This window comes from Pseudomonas taeanensis MS-3, from assembly GCF_000498575.2.
Classification (GTDB): Bacteria; Pseudomonadota; Gammaproteobacteria; order Pseudomonadales; family Pseudomonadaceae; genus Aquipseudomonas; species Aquipseudomonas taeanensis.
The window spans coordinates 423,370-443,658 of sequence record NZ_AWSQ01000001.1 but is presented as its reverse complement, the minus strand read 5'-3'; the positions used below and the strand labels follow the sequence as shown (position 1 = coordinate 443,658).

Sequence of the window (20,289 nt, the reverse complement as noted above, 5' to 3'; positions counted from 1 at the left end):
TCTAGCCCGGCAATCTCTCGCTTCTGACAGGCTCAAGGGTCGGGGAACGACGAGGCATGACGGCTGATCCATTCTTCTGCCGCCTGTTCGGCGCTGAGGTGACGACCTTCTCGTTGTTCGACCTCGCGCTGATAACTCTCGATGTGACAGATCTGCTCGATCATGCGCACCCGGAACGCCTCGGCTGAGTCGAGAAACTCCACGCCGATGGCAAAGTGGCTGTTGCTGCTATGGCACCAGGTGACACGGGCCATCGCCACCTCGAAGGCGGGTCGCAGACAGGGAATCCGTAGCGCAATGAGGCACTCTGGTTCGAAGGCTTTAGTGGAAATGAAGGCCAATCCGCCAAAGCCGATATCCTGAGTGGCTTGTCTGACATAGCCATGCTCGGGAGCATCCTGAATCTCAATCGGCACGTCCGTGGGGTGTCGGATGAACAGACGCATAGTCAATCCCTCCTACGTTGGCCGATGGCCGAATAGGGAGTCGCTTCACTCGCATCCATGAACGGGCCCATCTTGCCCAGTAACTCCATCCATCTCCTGTGTTCACGTGCTGCTCCGCTGCGCAGGCAGTCCTTACTGTCGACGCTAGCTGACTCTACCCGCTCCGGCAAGCGTGCCTCAGGCCATGCGGCCAGACCTGTTGCTCTTGGCGATAACCCGCCGATAGCGATGTGTTTCTCGGCAAAAATCCGCTTATTTTTTCTTTGGATGATTGCGGCGCAAAGCCTGCATCTGCTCACAGCATCCCGAAATAGAGCGGTTGCCTGGCGTTATTTGGCAGCTGGCACAGTATCTGCGTAAGGCTTTGCAGACCTAAAGCTGGCTCCCTGGCCGGCACACAATAAAAATACTGAGATCTGCGCCGATGAAGATCACCTGCTCACCTCAAATTGTCACAAAGCAGTCGCACAATGTTTTGCATGTGTGCCCCGACACACAGTCCTGATTCCCTTCGCCCACCGAACGATTCTCTGCTCTGGCGCCTGCGTGGCTGCTCGTGAGCGAAGTCCCGGTGGCTGATCGAACGAATTCGCTCTGCACCCGCTGCTTCGGGTAATCCCGGTGCATGAACGAAGTGACACCCCTAAAACACTGGAGTAAAGAATAATGAGAAAGACAACCCTGGCGCTGGCTGTAGCGGTCGGCACCCTGTCCCTGAGCCAGCTCGCCAATGCTGAATTCATCAAGGACAGCAAGGCCAGCCTGGAGGCGCGCAACTTCTACTTCAACCGCGACTTCCGTCAGGATGCTCGGCCGACCCCCAGCCAGGCCAAGCAGGAAGAATGGGCACAAGGTTTTATCCTGCGCATGGATTCCGGCTATACCGAAGGCACCGTGGGCTTTGGCCTTGATGCCATCGGCATGCTCGGTTTCAAACTGGATTCGGGCGACGGCACGGCGGGTAGCGGCCTGCTGGTGCCCGATCGCTCGTCGGGCGGTTCGCAGGACTACTCCTCCGATCTGGCCGTTGCCGGCAAGGTCAAGGTATCCAAGAGCACCTTGCGTGCCGGCAGCATGCAGTTCAAGAACATGGCCATCGCCTCCAGCGACAGCCGCCTGACCCCGCAGGTATTCAAGGGTGGCCAGCTGATTTCCCAGGAGATCGACGGCCTGACCCTGGATGGCGGCTACCTGCGCGAAGTCAACCACCGCAACTCCGGCGACTTCGAAGACATCGCCATCACCAGTGGCGGCCGCCGTGGCATCGCCACCACTGGCGGCATCACGACCGATTCGTTCCAGTTCCTCGGCGGCAGCTACAAGCTCACCCAGGATCTGACCGCGGCCTACTACCACTCCAACCTGGAGGACCTCTACAAGCAGAACTCCTTCAACTTGGTGCATGTGCTGCCGCTGGCCGACAAACAGACCCTGAAGACCGATCTGCGCTATGCCCGCTCCACCGACGACGGGCGCAGCAACGTCGATAACAAGGCATTCGGTGCGATGATCACCTACGGCCTGTCCGGCCACAGCTTCGGCTTGGGCTACCAGAAGATGAGCGGCGACACTGGTTTTGCCTACATCAATGGTACCGATCCGTTCCTGGTCAACTACGTGCAGATCGGCGATTTCGCCAACAAGGACGAGAAGTCCTGGCAGGCGCGTTACGACTTCAACTTCGCCTCCATCGGCGTTCCCGGTCTGACCTTCATGACCCGCTACCTGACCGGCGACAACGTCGAACTGGGTGCCAATCGCTCCGAGGGCAAGGAGTGGGAGCGCAACACTGAGCTGATGTACGTGTTCCAGGAAGGCGCGCTGAAAAACCTCGGTGTGCGCTGGCGCAACGCGACTGTGCGCTCCAACTTCGCCAATGACATCGACGAGAACCGTCTGATCGTCAGCTACAGCCTGCCGCTGTTCTGATGGCGACGACGCAGTTCGACTGAACGGTGCATCCTTTCAGTCGTGACGATTAGAGCCCGGACTTTGCTCCGGGCTTTTTTGTTTCCGCTGTCCGCGAGAAGACTGCGCCATGCCGCCTCTTATGAAGCGCAACGGGTAGCCCGGATTCAATCCGGGAGTGGTTTGCCAGGCGCTGGATTTCATCCTGACTACGCCGCCATGCGCTTGGACGGTCTGGCCGCGAGCAAAAGACAAAAACACCGCGACCAAGGCTGCACGTAGCGCGCCGTGTACTGCTTGCCAAGCTGTTGTCATACAGTATATAAAAATACATATTGTAGTTATCTTAACTGAGCGGCCATCATGACTCCGGGCGAAACCACTCTCGATATCCAGCAGTTGCGAACCAACGCCAATGCCGCCGGTCAGTTGCTCAAGACACTGGCCAACCCCGACCGTCTGTTGCTGTTGTGCCAGCTCTCGCAAGGCGAGCGCAATGTCAGCGAGCTGGAAACCCTGCTGGGCATCCAGCAGCCGACGCTGTCGCAGCAACTGGCGGTATTGCGCCGCGAGGAGCTGGTGGCAACCCGGCGCGAGGGTAAACAGATCTATTATCGGATCAGTAGCCCGGCGGCATTGGCGGTGATCGGCACCCTCTATCAGTTGTTCTGCGCAGGAGAAACGCCATGAGTATCGATAGGATCGCTACCGATGGGGTCGCTATAGACTGGCTCCACTTCACGCCATGGACCTCCTTGGCGGGAGGCGCCCTGATCGGCCTGGCCGCCGCGCTGTTCGTGCTGTTGAACGGACGCATTGCCGGTATTAGCGGCCTGTTGGGCGCAGTTCTGCAGGGCGGTGAAGGGCGCGCAGAGAAGGCCATGTTCCTGCTCGGGCTGCTGTTGGCGCCGCTGCTGTGGGGGCTGTTCGCGGTGATGCCGGTGATCGAGTTCCAGGTCGGGTGGTTGAGTCTACTGGTCGCGGGGTTGCTGGTCGGCCTCGGCACCCGTTACGGCTCTGGCTGCACCAGCGGGCATGGCGTGTGCGGCGTGTCGCGGCTGTCGCCGCGCTCGTTGCTGGCGACCCTCGGTTTCATGGCCAGTGGTTTCGCCACGGTCTTCGTCCTACGCCATCTGTTTGGGGGGTGAGCATGCGTAAATTGACTGCATTGCTAGCCGGACTGGTGTTTGGCATCGGCCTGCTGCTGTCCGGCATGGCCAACCCGAGCAAGGTACTCGGCTTTCTCGACTTGGCCGGGGCCTGGGACCCATCGCTGTTGTTGGTGATGCTCGGCGCCATCGGCGTCGCGGCGGCGCCGATGGCCTGGGCCGGCAAGCGTTCACGCTCACTGCTGGGTGCGTCCATGCAGTTGCCGGTCAAGCGTGAGCTGGATCCGCGCTTGATCGGAGGCAGCCTGCTGTTCGGTATCGGTTGGGGCATCGCCGGTCTGTGTCCGGGACCTGCGGTGGCCATCCTGTTCAGTGGTCACTGGCAGAGCGTCGTGTTCGTTCTGGCTATGTTGGCCGGGATGCTGTTGTTCACTGCACTGGAGCGTCGGCGCGGCCTGTAACCTGAGGGTGCGATGAGATGCCATGTTGCAACATTCGAACGCGTCTGTTTGCCCGAGATGCTCGCCGCTGGTCATCAATGGCTGTAAACGGCTAGGGTCTGTTTCGCGGACGGCTTGCGGGCCGCTGCTCAGAGGAGTTGTCATGTCGCCTGAAATCGTCGCGTTCTTCGATCCAGCCACATCCACCTACAGCTATGTGGTCAGCGATCCGGCCAGCAAGCGTTGCGCCATCATCGATCCGGTGCTGGATTACGACCCGGCTGCCGGGCGCATCTCGCTAGACAATGCCGAACGCCTGATTGCCTATGTGTATGAGCAGGGCCTGGCAGTGGACTGGCTGCTGGACACCCATGTGCATGCCGATCACCTGTCCGCCGCTGCTTATCTCAAGCATCAACTGGGCGGGCGGCTGGCCATAGGCGAGCGGGTCACCTTGGTTCAGAGCAACTTCGCCAAGCTGTTCAATGCTGGTAGCGAGTTCGCCACCGACGGCCGCCAGTTCGACCAATTATTCCGCGATGACGAGTGTTTCAGCATAGGTGCTATCTCAGCGCGAGCCCTGCACACCCCGGGGCATACTCCAGGATGCATGACCTACTTGATCGGCGATGCAGCCTTCGTCGGTGACACTTTGTTCATGCCCGATTACGGCACCGCCCGTTGCGACTTCCCCGGCGGTGATGCGCGCAGTCTGTACCGTTCGATCCGCAGGCTGTTCGAACTGCCGGGCGCGACCCGGATGTATATGTGCCACGATTACAAGGCGCCTGGCCGCGATCATCATCTCTACCAGACTACGGTGGCCGAGCAACGTGCTGACAATGTGCACGTACACGACGGCATCGATGAAGAGACCTTCGTGGCCATGCGTCGCGCCCGTGATGCCGAGCTCAATATGCCGGCTCTGATCCTGCCCTCGGTGCAGGTCAACATGCGTGGCGGCGAGTTGCCGCCGGCCGAGGGCAACGGCATCCGCTACCTGAAAATCCCCGTGGACGTGTTCTGATGCGCTGGCGCCCATACTGGCTGCAGGGCTACAACCGACAACTGGCGGGGCAGGACGGTTTGGCCGCAGTGATCGTCACCCTGATGCTGATTCCGCAGAGCCTGGCCTACGCCATGCTGGCCGGCCTGCCGCCGGTGACCGGACTGTACGCCAGCATCCTGCCGTTGTTGGGCTACGCCCTGTTCGGCTCCAGCCGCACCCTGGCGGTCGGTCCGGTGGCGGTGGTGTCACTGATGACCGCCGCTGCCCTCGGTCCGTTGTTTCCCGCAGGGAGTGCCGAGTACCTGGGCGCGGCGATGTTGCTGGCACTGCTCTCCGGGCTGATTCTGTCGGGCATGGCCTTGCTGCGCCTGGGTTTTCTCGCCAACTTCCTCAGCCATCCGGTGATTACTGGCTTTATCAGTGCCTCTGGCATCCTCATTGCACTGGGGCAGCTCAGGCATATTCTCGGGGTGCCGGGCGGCGGCGAGACGCTGTTGCAACTGCTGCCCGCGCTCTTGCTGAATCTGCCGCAGACCCATCTGCCGACCCTGTTGATCGGGGGCTGCAGTCTGCTGTTCCTCTGGTGGGTGCGCGGTTATCTCAAGGCTTGGTTGGTGGGTCGTGGGGTCAGCCCGCTGCTGGCCGGTAATCTGGCCAAGGCTGGGCCGGTGTTGGCGATCGTCCTGTCGATCCTGGCGGTGACGGGCCTGCAACTGGTCCAGGCCGGGGTCAAGGTGGTTGGCGTGGTGCCCGAGGGCTTGCCGGGGCTGAGCCTGCCGAGTCTGGACTTGGCGTTAATCTGGCAACTGCTGCCAGCGGCGGCATTGATCAGCCTGGTGGGTTTCGTCGAGTCAGTGTCGGTGGCGCAGACCTTGGCAGCCAAGCGTCGCCAGCGCATCGAACCGGATCAGGAGCTGCTCGGTCTGGGCGCCGCCAACCTTGCGGCAGCGGTCAGTGGTGGCATGCCGGTGACCGGCGGCTTCGCCCGTTCAGTGGTGAATTTCGAGGCCGGCGCGCAGACGCCCATGGCTGGGGTGCTGACCGCTGCAGGGATTGCCTTGAGTGTGCTGCTGCTCACCCCCTTGCTGCACAACCTGCCGCAGGCGGTGCTGGCGGCGACCATCATCGTCGCGGTGCTCGGCCTGGTCGACCTCGGCGCGTTGCGGCGGACCTGGCACTTTTCCCGAGCGGACGGCGCGGCGCAACTCGCCACTCTGGGCGGCGTGCTGCTGCTCGGCGTCGAGGCCGGCATTCTGCTGGGGGTGGGGTTGTCGTTGCTGTTGTTTCTCTGGCGTACCAGTCGCCCGCACATGGCGGTGGTCGGTCAGTTACCGGGCAGCGAGCACTTTCGCAACATCCTGCGTTTTGCCGTAGTGGAGAGTCCCAGCGTGCTGTCGCTGCGGGTCGACGAGAGCCTGTATTTCCCCAACGCGCGCTACCTCGAGGAGCGCATCGGCGAGTTGATCGCGACGCGGCCGTTGGTGCGTCATCTGGTGCTGATGTGCCCGGGGGTCAACCTGATCGACGCCAGTGCGCTGGACAGCCTGGAGGCCATCGTCGAGCGCCTGCACAGTGCCGGGGTGCAGTTACATCTGTCTGAAGTGAAGGGACCGGTGATGGACCAACTGAAGCGTTCGGATTTCCTCGAGCGCTTCGGCGGGCGGGTATTCGTCAGCCAGTTTGAGGCGTTGCGCGCGCTGGACCCGCAGAGTACCCAGCGCGCGCTGTCACACGAGGTCCGTTAAGTGCGTTGCGGCGCCGGTTGCTGCTGGGTGATGCAGTGGATATTACCGCCGCCCAGGAGGATCTCCCGGCCGGGCACCAGCACCACGCGGTGCTCGGGGAACAGACGTTGCAGGATGGCGCGCGCCTCTTCGTCCAGCGGGTCGTTGAAGCTCGGCGCGATGATGCCGCCGTTGACGATCAGGAAGTTGACGTAGGAGCCCGCCAGGCGCACCGAGGGATCACGCTCCTGGGTGCCGGCGGCCAGGTCGACGCCGGCGCATTCTTCGGCCGTGGCGTGCAGTGGCCCGGGAATCGGCATTTTGTGCACGACCAGCTGGCGGCCCTGAGCATCGCGCGCCGTTTCCAGCACGCGCATGGCCGCCTGACAGCGTGGGTAGTTGGGGTTGTGCTCGTCGTCGGTCCAGGCCAGCAGTACTTCACCCGGGCGCACGTAACAGCAGAAGTTGTCGACGTGGCCATCGGTTTCGTCGTTGAACAGACCGTCCGGCAGCCAGATCACGCGGTCGATGGCCAGGTGCTCACGCAGCACCTGCTCGATTTCTTCGCGCTCCAGATGCGGGTTGCGGTTGCGGTTGAGCAGGCATTCCTCGGTGGTGATCAGGGTGCCTTCGCCGTCGACGTGGATCGAGCCACCCTCCAGCACGAAGCCTTCGCTGCGGTAGCGTGCGCAGCGCTCGATCTCGAGGATCTTGCTGGCTACCTGATCGTCGTGGCTCCACGGCGAGTAGAGGCCGCCGTCGAAACCGCCCCAGGCGTTGAAAGTCCAGTCGACGCCGCGTACTTCGCCCTTGTCGTTGGTGACGAAAGTCGGCCCGGTGTCGCGTACCCAGGCGTCATTGCTGCTGATCTCGACCACGCGGATATTGCCATGGTCGAGACGCGCGCGAGCGTTCTCGTACTGGCTGGCCGAGACGCAGACGGTGACCGCCTCGAATTCGGCGATGGCCTTGGCCACCGCGGCGAAGGCCGCCTGCGCCGGCTTGCCGCCGAGGCGCCAGTTGTCCGGGCGCTCGGGCCAGACCATCCAGGTCTGGCTGTGGGGTTCCCACTCGGCCGGCATGCGGAAGCCGTCGGCGCGTGGGGTGCTGTTGAGGGTTGTCATGGATCCACCTGTAGCCCGGAAGTAATCCGGGAAGTCGTATCGTCGTAACAGAAGTCCCCGGATTTCATCCGGGTTACCCTCTGCAAATAAGCGAGCGAGCGGGATGAAGCGCAAGGCGCCCGGCGCGCAGCAAACGAGACATGCCTAGGGGTAGGCGAGGTTTGCGAGCACCGGGCAACGCGGCGATTCGCCCGCACAGCCGCTTATTCAGGATTCCAGCACGCCGTCCAGGGTCTTGATCGGCCCATAGAGGTTCGGCCGACGGTCGCGGAAGCTGCCCCAGGCGCTACGGGTATGTTCCAGCTGGTCGAGATCGAAGCTGTGCACCAGCACGCCTTCTTCGGTCTGGTTGAGTTCCTCGACCTTGGCGCCGAACTGATCGGCGATAAAGGATGAGCCGTAGAAGGTGATGTCGTAGTCGCCTTGCTCTTCCTTGCCGATGCGGTTGGAGGCGACCAGCGGCATCAGGTTGGCGCCGGCGTGGCCCTGCTGCACGCGCTGCCAATGTTCGCGCGAGGTGATGTTAGGGTCATGCGGCTCGCTGCCGATGGCGGTCGGGTAGAACAGGATTTCTGCACCGAGCAAGGCCATGCTGCGTGCGCACTCGGGGAACCACTGGTCCCAGCAGATGCCCACACCGATCTTGGCGTAGCGGGTGTTCCACACCTTGAAGCCGGTATCGCCCGGATTGAAATAGTACTTCTCGTGGTAGCCGGGGCCGTCCGGGATATGACTCTTGCGGTAGATGCCGAGGTTTTTGCCGTCGGCGTCGATGATCGCGATGCTGTTGTAACGGGCACGCCCGGCCAGTTCGAAGAAGCTGATCGGCAGCACCACTTCGAGCTCTTTGGCGACTTTCTGAAAGTGCGCGATGGCTTCGTTGGCGTCCACGCTGGTAGCCAGCTGCAGGTAGTCCGGGTTCGGCTTCTGGCAGAAGTACGGGGTCTCGAACAGTTCCTGAATCAGGATGATCTGCGCACCTTTAGCGGCGGCCTGGCGTACCAGCTTTTCGGCGTTGGCGATGTTGGCGGCGCGATCCCAGGAACAAGCCATCTGGGTGGCGGCGACGGTGACGATGCGGGACATGGAACACCTCGTAAGAGCAATGAGCGGTGGCCGTAACAAACTAGCAGACGACCGATGATGGTGCCGGGTCGACGGACATGGATTCGCCGAGTGGGTGTATGACTTTATAGTCGATATAAATCTGCTTTAAAAGCGTATTTTTTCTATTGAAAGCAAATAGTCGATTAAAAAGCAGATAAATATCTGTATTTGTCGTGGCGACTAGAGCTGTAGCCCGGATGTGATCCGGGAACGCTTCGCCCGGATTGCCCTCGAGCTAGAGTGGTGCGTTGCGCTTGGGCAGGAAGGGCGGCAGGTACAGGCCCAGGTAGGCATCGAATACGCGCATGCCTTCCTCGGCCAGACGCGGGGTGATACTGCCGTGCAGCTGTACCGAGCGGGCGTAGACCCGGTCACCCAGCTCCATGGCCAGGGCAAACACATCCACATCGTTGGGCAGTGGTGGCAGGACAAAGTGCCGTTCGAACAGCGACTGCATCAGGCGGCCCAGTTCGATGTCGTGCTGGCGGTCGGCCTGGGTTACTTCGCTCAGACCGTGCTGGGCGAGAATCAATTGGCGCGCCGCCGCATCGCCGGCATAGATCGCCAGCATGCGCTGCTCGACGCTGCGCGACAGGTCGCGCCAGTCGCGCAGTTCGGTGTGCGCCAAGGGCTCCTGCAGGCAGGCGCGAAAGGCCGCGTGAATGTCCGCGGTCAGTGCTTCGAGCAGGGCCGGTACGCTGGCGAAGAAGTGGTAGACAGAGGAGGGCGGAATCGCCGCGCGCTCGGCCACGCTGTAAATCGACAGGCTGGCGACGCCTTGTTCGGCGAGCAATTCGCGAGCGGCGCCGAGGATTACGGCGATGCGCGCCTGGCTGCTGGCGCGGGGTTTGCGGGCAATGGTGGGGCGCGGCATGGCGATCATCTCGGCAAGGGACGCGCTATTGGACGTCAGCGGGTGCCGAGCAGGCAAGTCAGGATGCGTGGCGGATGAACGGTGGATGTCCCGTAGGCTGGGTAGAGCCGCTTTTTTTGGCGAAACCCAGCAAAGTCCGGAGCTGGACTTTGCTGCGCTCTACCCAGAATACAGGTTATGGGCCGTTTTATTGGTCGGCGCGAAAGCGTGCCCATAGCTTGTCACGGATCAGGCGATGCTGTTCCGGCATGGCCTCCAGGGCAAACAGGCGTCGCTTGGTGTCGCGGTCCGGGTAGAGGCCGGGTTGCTCGCGTAGGGCTTCGGCGAGAAATGCCTGAGAGTCGGCGTTGCCGTTGGGGTAGAGGGTTTCTTCGGTGATCAGCGCGGCGACTTGCGGCTGCATCAGGTAGTCGATAAGACGGTGGGCGAGATCGGCGCGCCGAGCACTGCTGGGAATCACCAGGTTATCTATAAACAATGTCGAGCCCTCTGTCGGTACCACGAAGCGTACCGGTTGCCCGGCGTCGGCTGCGGCCAGGGCGTCGCCGACCCAGGCCATTGCCACGCATAAACGGCCGTTGTTGAGGTCGTCGATATAGCGCTCGCTGTCGACGTATTTCAAATGTGGGCGCAAGGCGTCGAGCAGTTTGCCGGCGCGCTCGACGCGACTCGGGGCGCTACGTACCAGGTTGCGGCCCTGGTAATTGAGCAGCAGCGACAGGGTCTCATCCGGTGCGTCCAGTACGCTGATACCACAGCTGGCCAGGCGGCTGCTCTGCGCTTCGTCGAACAGCAGGCTCCAGCTTTCCGGCAGCGGTCCACCGTAGGCGGCTTCAGCCTGCGGTGTATTGATCGCCAGACCGACCATGCCCCAGAGGTAAGGCACCGCGTAGCGGTTGTTCGGGTCGACTGCGGCCAGTTTGCTCAGCAGCCCCTTGTCCAGGTGTGTGCGGTTGGGCAGGCGATTGAAGTCCAGGGGTTGCAGCTGCCCGCTGCGGATCAGGGCGGGTAGATCGTTGTGTGTGGGTACGGCGACATCGATGGTTTCGCCGCTGGCCAGGGCCGCGCTCAATTCTTCGGCGGTACTGAAGGTGCGGTATTCGACGCGGATGCCGGTGTCGGCTTCGAAGGCTTTGAGCACCTGTGGGGCGATGTAGTCGTTCCAGTTGTAGACGCGAATCATCTCCTCGCGATCTTGCGGCTGAACGGTTTCATTGGCGCTTACCAGCAAGGGCGTCAGTGCGAGCAGTAGCGCGGCGAACAAGCGAGGCATGGGCATCTCCCTGAGTGCAGTGAATGCAATAGGGCCGCGCCATCCGGCGTGGCCGTTGGGTTCGGGTGTTGCGGGCGCAGGACGGCTGAATGCCGGGCAGCGTTAGTCCGCCACGAGCGTGAGCGCGCGGCCGGGGTGTGCGCTTAGGGCTAGGTCGAGCCAGATAAAACGACGCCGGCTCAAGGCCGGCGTCGGGTAGTGCTTACACGGTGTGCAGGTACCAGTTGTACTCGAGGTCGGAGATGGTGGTCTCGAACTCTTCCAGCTCGGCTTCCTTACAGGCGACGAAGATGTCGATGTATTTAGGATCGATGTACTTGTTCATCACTTCGCTGTCGTCCAGCTCGCGCAGGGCATCGCGCAGGTTGTTCGGCAGGCTCTGCTCCAGCTGCTCGTAGGAGTTGCCTTCGATCGGCTCACCCGGTTCGATCTTGTTGGTCAGACCATGATGAATACCGGCGAGAATTGCCGACATCATCAGGTAGGGGTTGGCATCGGCACCGGCGACGCGCTGCTCGATACGCACCGAGTCGGGGCTGCCGGTGGGGACGCGAACGGCCACGGTGCGGTTGTCCAGGCCCCAGCTCGGAGCGTTGGGCACGTAGAACTGCGCGCCGAAGCGACGGTACGAGTTGACGTTCGGGCAGAGGAAGGCCATCGACGCCGGCATGGTCTCCAGGATGCCGCCGATGGCATGGCGCAGTACATCGCTCTGCAGCGGGTCTTCGGAGGTGAAGATATTCTTGCCGGTTTCCTTGTCGAGCAACGAGACATGCACGTGCAGACCGTTGCCCGCCTGACCCGGGTAGGGCTTGGCCATGAAGGTCGAGTCCATCTCATGGTCGTAGGCGATGTTTTTGATCAGGCGCTTGAGCAGCAGCGCATGGTCGCAGGCCAGCAGCGCATCGTTAGTGTGGTGCAGGTTGACTTCGAATTGCGCCGGGGCGCTTTCCTTGACGATGGCGTCGGCCGGCAGGCCTTGTTCCTTGGCGGCTTCCAGCATGTCCTGCAGACAGTCGACGTATTCGTCGAGGTCATCGATCAGGTAAACCTGGGTCGAGTGCGGGCGTTTGCCGGAAAGCGGCGAGCGTGGCGGCTGCGGACGGCCGTTCACGTTCTCCTGGTCGATCAGGTAAAACTCAAGTTCGAAAGCCGCACATATAGTCAGGCCTAGTTCGTCGAACTTCTGCACCACCTGCCGCAGCACCTCACGCGGGTCGGCGAAGAAAGGCTGGCCGTCCAGCTCGTGCATGGTCATTAGCAGTTGCGCGGTCGGGCGCTTCTGCCAGGGTTCATTGCACAGGGTATTGGGGATGGGGTAGCAGATACGGTCAGCGTCACCGATATCCAGGCCCAGGCCGGTGCTTTCCACCGTGGAGCCGTTGATATCCAGGGCAAACAAAGAGGCGGGAAGATTGATGCCTTTTTCGTACACCTTGTGAAGGCTGGCGCGTTCGATGCGCTTGCCGCGCACCACGCCATTCATATCTGCAATAAGAAGGTCGACGAACTGGACCTCAGGATGTTCCTTAAGGAACGCGTTCGCTTCATTAAGCTGAACGGCACGCGGGGGTACCGACATGATGCAACACCTTTTTTGTTAAAAATATCAATCATGCGAATGCACAATGGTGAGTCAATCTTAAACGCTAGGCGCTGTCAAGTGACGCGTGAGGCGCCCTTAAAAAGGGCAATGTGGCCATTTATAGGGCGTTTCAGGGCATCGCTTATGGCGTCTCGGCCTTGGCCGGCGCGGTGCTCAGCAGAGTGTGTTCAATTTTTTACATGACTATTGTGAAAAAAAATGAACAAGGCTAAGCTCGCTTCAAACCCATAACAGCAATAAAACGGGTGCCTCATGTCACATCTGCCGTTAATCGGCGTCACCGCCTGCACCAAGCAGATCGGTCTGCACTCCTACCACATAGCCGGCGACAAGTATCTGCGGGCCGTGGTGCTCGGCGCCGGTGGCATGCCGCTGATCATTCCTTCGTTGGGCGAGCTGATCGATCAGCCCACCCTGCTCGATAATCTGGACGGTCTGCTGTTCACCGGCTCGCCCTCGAATGTCGAGCCTCATCATTATAGTGGGCCAGCCAGCGCGCCGGGCACCCAACATGATCCCGAACGTGATCGTACCAGCTTGCCGTTGATCAAGGCCGCTGTAGCGGCGGGTATCCCGATACTGGGTATTTGTCGCGGCTTCCAGGAAATGAACGTCGCCTTCGGTGGCAGCCTGCATCAGAAGGTGCACGAGCTCGACGGTTTTATGGATCATCGCGAGCCGGAGAATCAGCCGCTAGAGGTGCAGTATGCACCCAGTCACCCGTTGCAGGTACAGCCGGGCGGCGTACTCGCCGGTATCGGCTTGCCGAGCGAGATTACCGTCAACTCCATTCATGGTCAGGGCGTTGAGCGTCTGGCGCCTGGCCTTCGAGTCGAAGCACTGGCGCCTGACGGGTTGATCGAGTCCTTCTCTGTCGAAGGTGCACAGAATTTTGCCCTGGGGGTGCAATGGCATCCCGAGTGGCAGGTACGATCCGACCCGAATTATCTCGCCATCTTCCAGGCCTTTGGTGAGGCTTGCAGGAAGAGGGCGGGGCACCGCTGAACCGGCTATAAATAAGTCGGTTTCTATAAACCCTGAGGTCTCTATGAGCACCAAATTAGACCAGCTCTCCAGCTGGCTGAAAGAACGCAAAATCACCGAAGTTGAATGCCTGGTCAGCGATCTTACCGGGATCGCCCGTGGCAAGATCTCGCCGACCAACAAGTTTCTTGACGAGAAAGGCATGCGCCTTCCCGAGAGCGTGTTGCTGCAAACCGTCACCGGCGATTACGTCGAGGACGACATCTATTACGCCCTGCTCGACCCGGCTGATATCGATATGGTCTGCCGCCCGGATGAGAATGCCGTATTTCTGGTGCCCTGGGCCATCGAACCGACTGCCCAGGTGATCCACGACACCTACGACAAGCAGGGCAACCCGATCGAGTTGTCGCCGCGCAACATTCTCAAGAAGGTTCTGGGTCTGTATGCCGACAAAGGCTGGCAGCCGATCGTCGCTCCAGAAATGGAGTTCTACCTGACCAAGCGCTGTGAAGACCCGGACTTTCCGTTGCAGGCGCCGCTCGGCCGCTCGGGCCGCCCGGAAACCGGGCGCCAGTCCTTCTCCATCGATGCGGCGAACGAATTCGACCCGCTGTTCGAGGACATGTACGACTGGTGTGAGATTCAGGGCCTGGATCTCGATACGCTGATCCACGAGGAAGGTCCGGCGCAGATGGAAATCAACTTCCGTCACGGTGACCCGTTATCGTTGGCCGACCAGGTGCTGGTGTTCAAGCGCACCATGCGCGAGGCCGCGCTGAAGCACGACGTGGCGGCGACCTTTATGGCCAAGCCGATCACCGATCAGCCGGGCAGTGCCATGCACCTGCACCAGAGCATCATCGACAAGAAGACCGGCAAGAACATCTTCTCCAACGACGATGGCTCGATGAGCGAACTGTTCCTCCATCACATCGGCGGCCTGCAGAAATTCATCCCCGAAATTTTGCCGCTGTTCGCTCCCAACGTTAACTCGTTCCGCCGTTTCCTGCCGGACACCTCAGCGCCAGTCAACGTCGAGTGGGGCGAGGAAAATCGCACCGTCGGTTTGCGCGTGCCGGATGCCACGCCACAGAGTCGTCGGGTCGAGAACCGCCTGGCCGGTGCCGACGCCAACCCTTACCTGGCCCTGGCCGCCAGCCTGCTGTGCGGCTACATCGGCATGGTCGAACGGATCGAGCCGAGTGCCCCGGTCGTCGGCCGCGGTTACGAGCGGCGCAACCTGCGCCTGCCGCTGACCCTGGAGGCCGCACTGGAGCGCATGGAAACCTGCGCGACCCTCGAAGAGTACCTGGGCCGCAAGTTCGTCAGCGGCTACGTCGCGGTGAAACGCGCCGAGCACGAAAATTACAAGCGAGTGATCAGCTCCTGGGAACGCGAGTTCCTGCTGTTGTCGGTTTGACCGAACGAGGGCGGCGCGTGATCCGTCGACCCCCGGTAAATGCACACATTCTGAGGTGGATATGACTAGCAACCCGAAAACCCGCGAGTGGCAGACCATGAGCCGCGAGCATCACCTGGCGCCCTTCAGCGATTACAAGCAGCTGGCGGAAGTGGGCCCGCGGATCATCACCACCGCCGAGGGGGTGTACCTGTGGGACAGCGAGGGCAACAAGATCCTCGACGGCATGGCCGGGCTGTGGTGCATGGCGGTGGGTTATGGGCGCAAGGAACTGGCGGATGCTGCCTATAAGCAGATGCAGGAGTTGCCGTTCTACAACACCTTCTTCATGACTGCCCACCCGCCGGTTCTGGAGCTGGCCAAGACCATTGCCGAGATCGCGCCGCCAGGCATGAACCATGTGTTCTTCACCGGCTCCGGCTCGGAAGGTAACGACACCATGCTGCGCCTGGTGCGCCACTACTGGGCGCTGAAGGGCCAGCCGAACAAGAAGGTCATCATCAGTCGGGTCAATGGCTATCACGGTTCCACCGTGGCCGGCGCCAGCCTGGGCGGCATGAAGTTCATGCACGAGCAGGGCGACCTGCCGATTCCGGGCATCGTGCATATCCCGCAGCCGTACTGGTTTGGCGAGGGAGGTGACATGAGCCCGGACGAGTTCGGTGTCTGGGCCGCCGATCAGCTGGAGCAAAAAATCCTCGAAGTCGGCGAAGACAATGTAGGTGCCTTTATCGCCGAGCCGATTCAGGGTGCCGGTGGGGTGATCATTCCGCCGGACAGCTACTGGCCGCGTATCCGCGAGATTCTTGCCAAGTACGACATCCTGTTCGTTGCCGATGAAGTGATCTGCGGTTTCGGTCGCACCGGTGAGTGGTTCGGCAGCGACTACTACGGCCTCCAGCCGGACATGATGACCATCGCCAAAGGCTTGACCTCGGGCTATGTGCCGATGGGTGGGTTAGTCGTCAGTGACAAGGTATTCGAGGTGATTCAAGCCGGCGGCGATTTCAACCACGGCTTCACCTACTCGGGACATCCGGTGGCGGCGGCGGTAGCGCTGGAAAATATCCGCATCCTGCGCGAGGAAAAGATCGTCGAGCGGGTCAAGACCGACACGGCGCCCTACTTCCAGCAGCGTCTGCGCGAACTGGCGGAGCATCCGCTGGTGGGTGAGGTACGTGGTGTAGGGCTGCTCGGCGCCATCGAACTGGTCAAGAACAAGGCCACCCGCGAGCGTTATCCGAGCGAGGCGGGCGCCGGCATGATCTGCCGTGGTCACTGCTTTAACAATGGTCTGATCATGCGCGCCGTAGGCGACACCATGATCATTGCTCCGCCGCTGGTGATCAGCAAGGCGGAGGTCGACGAACTGGTGGACAAGGCGCGTAAATGCCTGGATCTGACCGCCGAGGCGCTGCGCGATTAACGCAGGTGCGCTTTATGGCTTTCGGTTTGTTATGTCTGAAAGTTGTAAAGAGTCGCATGACCTTGCCAGACTGCAGCAGTGCGTTGGCCAGGCTCACCGGAGGATGGTGCAGTTGGGCTGCGCCATCTGGCGGAAAACTTTTACAACAACAGGAGCTGCACGCATGAAAACATTCGGCAAAACCCTTCTCGCGTTGTCCCTTGCGGGCGCTGTAGCAAGTGCTGCGCAGGCCGAGGATAAGGTGCTGCACGTCTACAACTGGTCGGACTACATCGCTGAGGACACCCTGGACAACTTCCAGAAGGAAACCGGCATCAAGGTGGTCTACGACGTCTTCGACAGCAACGAAACCCTGGAAGCCAAGCTGCTTTCAGGCGGCTCGGGCTACGACGTGGTGGTTCCGTCCAACCAGTTCCTCGCCAAGCAGATCAAGGCTGGCGTGTTCCAGAAACTGGACAAGTCCAAGCTGCCGAACTGGAAGAACCTCAACCCCGATCTGATGAAGGCTCTGGAAGCCGCCGATCCGGGCAATCAGTACGCCTTCCCCTATCTGTGGGGCACCACTGGCATTGGCTACAACCCGGCCAAGGTCAAGGCCGCGCTGGGCGTAGACAAGATCGACTCCTGGGCTGCGGTGTTCGAGCCGGAGAACATGGCGAAGCTCAAGTCCTGTGGTGTCGCCATGCTCGATGCGCCTGAGGAAATCTACGCCGCAGCGCTGCACTATCTAGGCAAGGACCCGATCGCGAAAAGCCCGGCAGACGTGAAGGCCGCCGAAGCGCTGCTGCTCAAGGTGCGCCCCCATATCACCTATTTCCATTCCTCCAAGTACATCTCCGATCTGGCCAACGGCAACATCTGCGTAGCGGTCGGCTGGTCCGGCGACGTGTTCCAGGCCCAGGCTCGCGCCGAGGAAGCGAAGAACGACGTGCCGGTCGCCTACGCCATTCCCAAGGAAGGTGCCGCCACCTTCTTCGACATGATGGCCATCCCAGGCGATGCCAAGAACGTCGAGGCGGCCTACACCTTCCTCAATTACATCCTCACCCCGGAAGTGATCGCGCCGATCTCCGACTACGTGGCCTACCCGAACGGCAACAGCGCCGCCACGCAGTTGGTGTCAGAGGAAATTCGCAATAACCCGGGTATCTACCCGACCGAAGAGGCCTCGAAGAAGCTCTACACCTTCACCGAGCTGAGCCCGAAAGTGCAGCGTGCGATGACGCGTAGCTGGACCAAGGTGAAATCGGGACGTTAAGTCCGGCAGATCCCAAGTAGCACCCAGTTTCTGGCGGGATAACCCGCCAGAAACCCAAACAATAAGAAGGAAGTTTGCATGCGTTGTACACCTCTTCTGGGCGCCTCTGTGCGCGCGCCATTCAGCGAGTCACGATCATCTGCGCCATGGCTGCGGAGCGCGGTATTGCCGTGCCGTCCGGGGTGGCCGGTAGCGGCACGCTGAGCAGAGAGCGACTTTTCCGATAGAGAGCTGGCCCTTGCGGGGCTGCCCGATAAAAGAGGATTCACGTATGCGTACTCCCTTCGCTGCAACCCTGACAGCCGGTGCCCTGGCGCTTGGCTTGGCGGCTACGGCCCAGGCCGAGTCGACCGTACATATCTATAACTGGAGCGATTACATCGGTGAGAACACCCTCGCCGAGTTCCAGCAGGCGACGGGCATCAAGCCGCTCTACGACGTGTTCGACTCCAACGAAACCCTCGAAGGCAAACTGCTCGCCGGGCGTTCCGGCTATGACGTGGTGGTGCCTTCCAACCATTTCCTCGGCAAGCAGATCAAGGCCGGTGCGTTCCAGAAGCTTGACCGCGCCCAGCTGCCGAACTGGGACAACCTCGACCCGGCACTGCTCAAGCAGCTGCAGGTCAACGACCCGGGCAACCAATATGCAGTGCCTTACTTGTGGGGCACCAACGGCATCGGCTACAACGTCGAGAAGGTCAAGGCAGCGCTCGGCGTCGACAAAATAGACTCCTGGGCGGTGCTCTACGAACCGGAAAACATCAAGAAGCTCGCCACTTGTGGGGTGAGTTTTCTCGATTCGGCCGATGAGATGATTCCCTCGGTGCTCAACTACCTGGGCCTGGACCCGAACAGCAGAAATCCGTCCGACTATGCCCAGGCAGAAGCCAAGCTGCTGGCCGTGCGCCCTTATGTCACCTACTTCCACTCGTCCAAGTACATCGGTGACCTGGCTAACGGCAACATCTGTGTGGCGGCCGGTTTCTCCGGCGACATGTTGCAAGCGGCCGCTCGCGCCGAAGAGGCCGGTAAAGGCATTGAAATTGCATATGTGATTCCCAAAGAGGGCGCCAACCTGTGGTTCGACATGCTCGCCATTCCAGCCGATGCAGCGAACGCCAGGGAAGCCCACGCCTTCATCAACTACCTGCTGGAGCCGGCGGTGATCGCCGGGGTCAGCGATTACGTCGGCTACGCCAATCCCAACCCCAAAGCTGGTGAGTTGATGGATCAGGACGTACGCCACGACGAGGCGGTGTACCCGCCGCAAACCGTATTGGACAAGTTGTTTATCTCGGCGGAGTTGCCGATCAAAGTACAGCGGCTCATGACCCGTAGCTGGACCAAGGTCAAATCAGGTCGGTAATTTCAAACGTCTGACCGCCGGGGTCGGACGCAATTTTTGCGGGAGTTTTGGTAATGTCAGTTGCTTCCAGTACCTATAAAAAGGTTCTTGAGGGAGACCAGCAACCCAAAGAGGTGTTGGTCAAGATCGAACGGGTGACGAAGAAATTCGACGAAGCGGTCGCCGTCGATGATGTCTCTCTGACCATCAACAAGGGTGAGATCTTCGCGCTGCTCGGTGGCTCGGGCTCGGGCAAATCCACCCTGCTACGCATGCTCGCCGGTTTCGAGCGACCGACCGATGGACGCATCTTCCTCGACGGCGTAGACATCACCGATATGCCGCCGTACGAGCGGCCGATCAACATGATGTTCCAATCCTATGCCCTGTTCCCGCACATGAGCGTGGCCGATAACATCGCCTTCGGCCTCAAGCAAGACAAGATGCCCAGGGCCGAGATCGAAGTCCGTGTCGAGGAAATGCTCAAACTGGTGCAGATGACCGAGTACGCCAGGCGCAAGCCGCATCAGCTGTCAGGCGGACAGCGCCAGCGTGTGGCCCTGGCTCGCTCGCTGGCCAAAAGCCCCAAGCTGCTGTTACTCGACGAGCCCATGGGCGCGTTGGACAAGAAGCTGCGCTCGCAGATGCAACTGGAGCTGGTAGAGATCATCGAGCGGGTCGGCGTGACCTGCGTGATGGTGACCCACGACCAGGAAGAGGCCATGACCATGGCCCAGCGTGTGGCCATCATGCACCAGGGCTGGATCGCCCAGATCGGCAGCCCGGTGGATATCTATGAGACCCCGACCAGTCGCCTGGTCTGCGAGTTCGTCGGCAGCGTCAATCTGTTCGAGGGCCAGGTGGTGGAAGACGCCGAAGGCCATGCCTTGATCGACAGCCCGGACCTTGAGCGCAATATCTTCGTCGGCCATGGCGTCAGCACCTCGGTACAGGACAAGAGCATCACCTACGCGATTCGTCCGGAGAAACTGCTGTTCACTACGGAAAAGCCCGCCGGCGAGCACAACTGGTCGCGCGGTACCGTGTACGACATCGCCTACCTGGGCGGTCATTCGGTGTTCCATGTCGAGTTGCCGAGCGGCAAGATCGTCCAGTCTTTCGTCGCCAATGCCGAACGGCGTGGCGCGCGGCCGACCTGGGATGACGAAGTCTACGTCTGGTGGGAGGACGATAGCGGGGTGGCGTTGCGCTCATGAATATTTCCCGAAGTAT

At 61.0% G+C, this 20,289-nt stretch carries 18 protein-coding genes; 12 read left to right on the top strand and 6 right to left on the bottom strand.

Going from position 1 to position 20,289, the window contains the following annotated elements:
• Positions 1-32: 32 nt before the first annotated feature.
• Entirely contained in the window at positions 33-446 is a 414-nt protein-coding gene (locus TMS3_RS01905; protein ID WP_025163549.1) for a PilZ domain-containing protein, read from the bottom strand.
• A gap of 666 nt (positions 447-1,112) precedes the next feature.
• On the opposite strand from TMS3_RS01905, the gene TMS3_RS01900 reads away from it, so the two are divergent.
• The 6 genes from TMS3_RS01900 to TMS3_RS01875 all read left to right on the top strand — a co-directional run bounded on the left by TMS3_RS01900 (position 1,113) and on the right by TMS3_RS01875 (position 6,657).
• The gene (locus TMS3_RS01900; protein WP_025163548.1) at positions 1,113-2,375 is read left to right on the top strand and encodes an OprD family porin; all 1,263 of its coding nucleotides are present in this window, start codon (positions 1,113-1,115) and stop codon (positions 2,373-2,375) included.
• Between the two features lie 342 nt (positions 2,376-2,717).
• Complete coding sequence (locus tag TMS3_RS01895; RefSeq protein WP_025163547.1) at positions 2,718-3,044, top strand: ArsR/SmtB family transcription factor; 327 nt, start codon at positions 2,718-2,720, stop codon at positions 3,042-3,044.
• Positions 3,041-3,502 (top strand): YeeE/YedE family protein, encoded by a 462-nt coding sequence (locus tag TMS3_RS01890; protein WP_025163546.1) that lies wholly within the window; start codon positions 3,041-3,043, stop codon positions 3,500-3,502. The genes TMS3_RS01895 and TMS3_RS01890 overlap by 4 nt, the downstream gene beginning before the upstream one ends.
• Before the next feature lie 2 nt (positions 3,503-3,504).
• Complete coding sequence (locus TMS3_RS01885) at positions 3,505-3,924, top strand: DUF6691 family protein (RefSeq protein ID WP_025163545.1); 420 nt, start codon at positions 3,505-3,507, stop codon at positions 3,922-3,924.
• Between the two features lie 142 nt (positions 3,925-4,066).
• Positions 4,067-4,930 (top strand): MBL fold metallo-hydrolase, encoded by an 864-nt coding sequence (locus TMS3_RS01880; RefSeq protein WP_025163544.1) that lies wholly within the window; start codon positions 4,067-4,069, stop codon positions 4,928-4,930.
• Complete coding sequence (locus tag TMS3_RS01875) at positions 4,930-6,657, top strand: SulP family inorganic anion transporter (protein WP_029866054.1); 1,728 nt, start codon at positions 4,930-4,932, stop codon at positions 6,655-6,657. The genes TMS3_RS01880 and TMS3_RS01875 overlap by 1 nt, the downstream gene beginning before the upstream one ends.
• Here TMS3_RS01875 and aguA read toward each other — a convergent pair.
• The 5 genes from aguA to TMS3_RS01850 form a co-directional block, all read right to left on the bottom strand.
• Positions 6,654-7,760 (bottom strand): agmatine deiminase, encoded by a 1,107-nt coding sequence (aguA, locus tag TMS3_RS01870; protein ID WP_029866053.1) that lies wholly within the window; start codon positions 7,758-7,760, stop codon positions 6,654-6,656. The genes TMS3_RS01875 and aguA overlap by 4 nt on opposite strands.
• Positions 7,761-7,967: 207 nt before the next feature.
• Positions 7,968-8,846: an N-carbamoylputrescine amidase gene (gene aguB / locus TMS3_RS01865; RefSeq protein WP_025163543.1), complete on the bottom strand. Its 879-nt coding sequence runs from the start codon at positions 8,844-8,846 to the stop codon at positions 7,968-7,970.
• Positions 8,847-9,102: 256 nt separating this feature from the next.
• Complete coding sequence (locus tag TMS3_RS01860) at positions 9,103-9,741, bottom strand: TetR/AcrR family transcriptional regulator (protein ID WP_025163542.1); 639 nt, start codon at positions 9,739-9,741, stop codon at positions 9,103-9,105.
• Positions 9,742-9,928: 187 nt separating this feature from the next.
• Positions 9,929-11,014, bottom strand: coding sequence for an extracellular solute-binding protein (locus TMS3_RS01855; protein ID WP_025163541.1), 1,086 nt, complete (start codon positions 11,012-11,014; stop codon positions 9,929-9,931).
• Between the two features lie 202 nt (positions 11,015-11,216).
• Positions 11,217-12,596: a glutamine synthetase family protein gene (locus TMS3_RS01850; RefSeq protein WP_025163540.1), complete on the bottom strand. Its 1,380-nt coding sequence runs from the start codon at positions 12,594-12,596 to the stop codon at positions 11,217-11,219.
• A 276-nt stretch (positions 12,597-12,872) separates the two neighbouring features.
• Between TMS3_RS01850 and TMS3_RS01845 the strand changes: the two genes are divergently transcribed.
• The 6 genes from TMS3_RS01845 to potA all read left to right on the top strand — a co-directional run bounded on the left by TMS3_RS01845 (position 12,873) and on the right by potA (position 20,273).
• Positions 12,873-13,625: a gamma-glutamyl-gamma-aminobutyrate hydrolase family protein gene (locus TMS3_RS01845; protein ID WP_025163539.1), complete on the top strand. Its 753-nt coding sequence runs from the start codon at positions 12,873-12,875 to the stop codon at positions 13,623-13,625.
• 43 nt (positions 13,626-13,668) lie between these two features.
• Positions 13,669-15,027, top strand: a complete 1,359-nt coding sequence (locus TMS3_RS01840; protein ID WP_025163538.1) for a glutamine synthetase family protein — start codon at positions 13,669-13,671, stop codon at positions 15,025-15,027.
• 61 nt (positions 15,028-15,088) lie between these two features.
• Positions 15,089-16,453: an aspartate aminotransferase family protein gene (locus tag TMS3_RS01835; protein ID WP_025163537.1), complete on the top strand. Its 1,365-nt coding sequence runs from the start codon at positions 15,089-15,091 to the stop codon at positions 16,451-16,453.
• A 163-nt stretch (positions 16,454-16,616) separates the two neighbouring features.
• Positions 16,617-17,711: a polyamine ABC transporter substrate-binding protein gene (locus TMS3_RS01830; RefSeq protein WP_025163536.1), complete on the top strand. Its 1,095-nt coding sequence runs from the start codon at positions 16,617-16,619 to the stop codon at positions 17,709-17,711.
• 271 nt (positions 17,712-17,982) lie between these two features.
• The gene (locus tag TMS3_RS01825) at positions 17,983-19,077 is read left to right on the top strand and encodes a polyamine ABC transporter substrate-binding protein (protein WP_025163535.1); all 1,095 of its coding nucleotides are present in this window, start codon (positions 17,983-17,985) and stop codon (positions 19,075-19,077) included.
• 53 nt (positions 19,078-19,130) lie between these two features.
• On the top strand, positions 19,131-20,273 hold the full coding sequence (potA, locus tag TMS3_RS01820; protein WP_025163534.1) for a polyamine ABC transporter ATP-binding protein: 1,143 nt from the start codon (positions 19,131-19,133) through the stop codon (positions 20,271-20,273).
• The last annotated feature ends 16 nt before the right edge of the window (positions 20,274-20,289 follow it).

Coding starts and splice junctions, on each gene's coding strand:
- TMS3_RS01855 (WP_025163541.1), bottom strand. CDS start 11,014: ATGCCTCGCTTGTTCGCCGCGCTACTGCTCGCACTGACGCCCTTGCTG.
- TMS3_RS01875 (WP_029866054.1), top strand. CDS start 4,930: ATGCGCTGGCGCCCATACTGGCTGCAGGGCTACAACCGACAACTGGCG.
- TMS3_RS01895 (WP_025163547.1), top strand. CDS start 2,718: ATGACTCCGGGCGAAACCACTCTCGATATCCAGCAGTTGCGAACCAAC.
- TMS3_RS01830 (WP_025163536.1), top strand. CDS start 16,617: ATGAAAACATTCGGCAAAACCCTTCTCGCGTTGTCCCTTGCGGGCGCT.
- TMS3_RS01905 (WP_025163549.1), bottom strand. CDS start 446: ATGCGTCTGTTCATCCGACACCCCACGGACGTGCCGATTGAGATTCAG.
- TMS3_RS01845 (WP_025163539.1), top strand. CDS start 12,873: ATGTCACATCTGCCGTTAATCGGCGTCACCGCCTGCACCAAGCAGATC.
- TMS3_RS01835 (WP_025163537.1), top strand. CDS start 15,089: ATGACTAGCAACCCGAAAACCCGCGAGTGGCAGACCATGAGCCGCGAG.
- potA (WP_025163534.1), top strand. CDS start 19,131: ATGTCAGTTGCTTCCAGTACCTATAAAAAGGTTCTTGAGGGAGACCAG.
- TMS3_RS01825 (WP_025163535.1), top strand. CDS start 17,983: ATGCGTACTCCCTTCGCTGCAACCCTGACAGCCGGTGCCCTGGCGCTT.
- TMS3_RS01850 (WP_025163540.1), bottom strand. CDS start 12,596: ATGTCGGTACCCCCGCGTGCCGTTCAGCTTAATGAAGCGAACGCGTTC.
- TMS3_RS01900 (WP_025163548.1), top strand. CDS start 1,113: ATGAGAAAGACAACCCTGGCGCTGGCTGTAGCGGTCGGCACCCTGTCC.
- TMS3_RS01860 (WP_025163542.1), bottom strand. CDS start 9,741: ATGCCGCGCCCCACCATTGCCCGCAAACCCCGCGCCAGCAGCCAGGCG.
- TMS3_RS01890 (WP_025163546.1), top strand. CDS start 3,041: ATGAGTATCGATAGGATCGCTACCGATGGGGTCGCTATAGACTGGCTC.
- aguA (WP_029866053.1), bottom strand. CDS start 7,760: ATGACAACCCTCAACAGCACCCCACGCGCCGACGGCTTCCGCATGCCG.
- TMS3_RS01885 (WP_025163545.1), top strand. CDS start 3,505: ATGCGTAAATTGACTGCATTGCTAGCCGGACTGGTGTTTGGCATCGGC.
- aguB (WP_025163543.1), bottom strand. CDS start 8,846: ATGTCCCGCATCGTCACCGTCGCCGCCACCCAGATGGCTTGTTCCTGG.
- TMS3_RS01880 (WP_025163544.1), top strand. CDS start 4,067: ATGTCGCCTGAAATCGTCGCGTTCTTCGATCCAGCCACATCCACCTAC.
- TMS3_RS01840 (WP_025163538.1), top strand. CDS start 13,669: ATGAGCACCAAATTAGACCAGCTCTCCAGCTGGCTGAAAGAACGCAAA.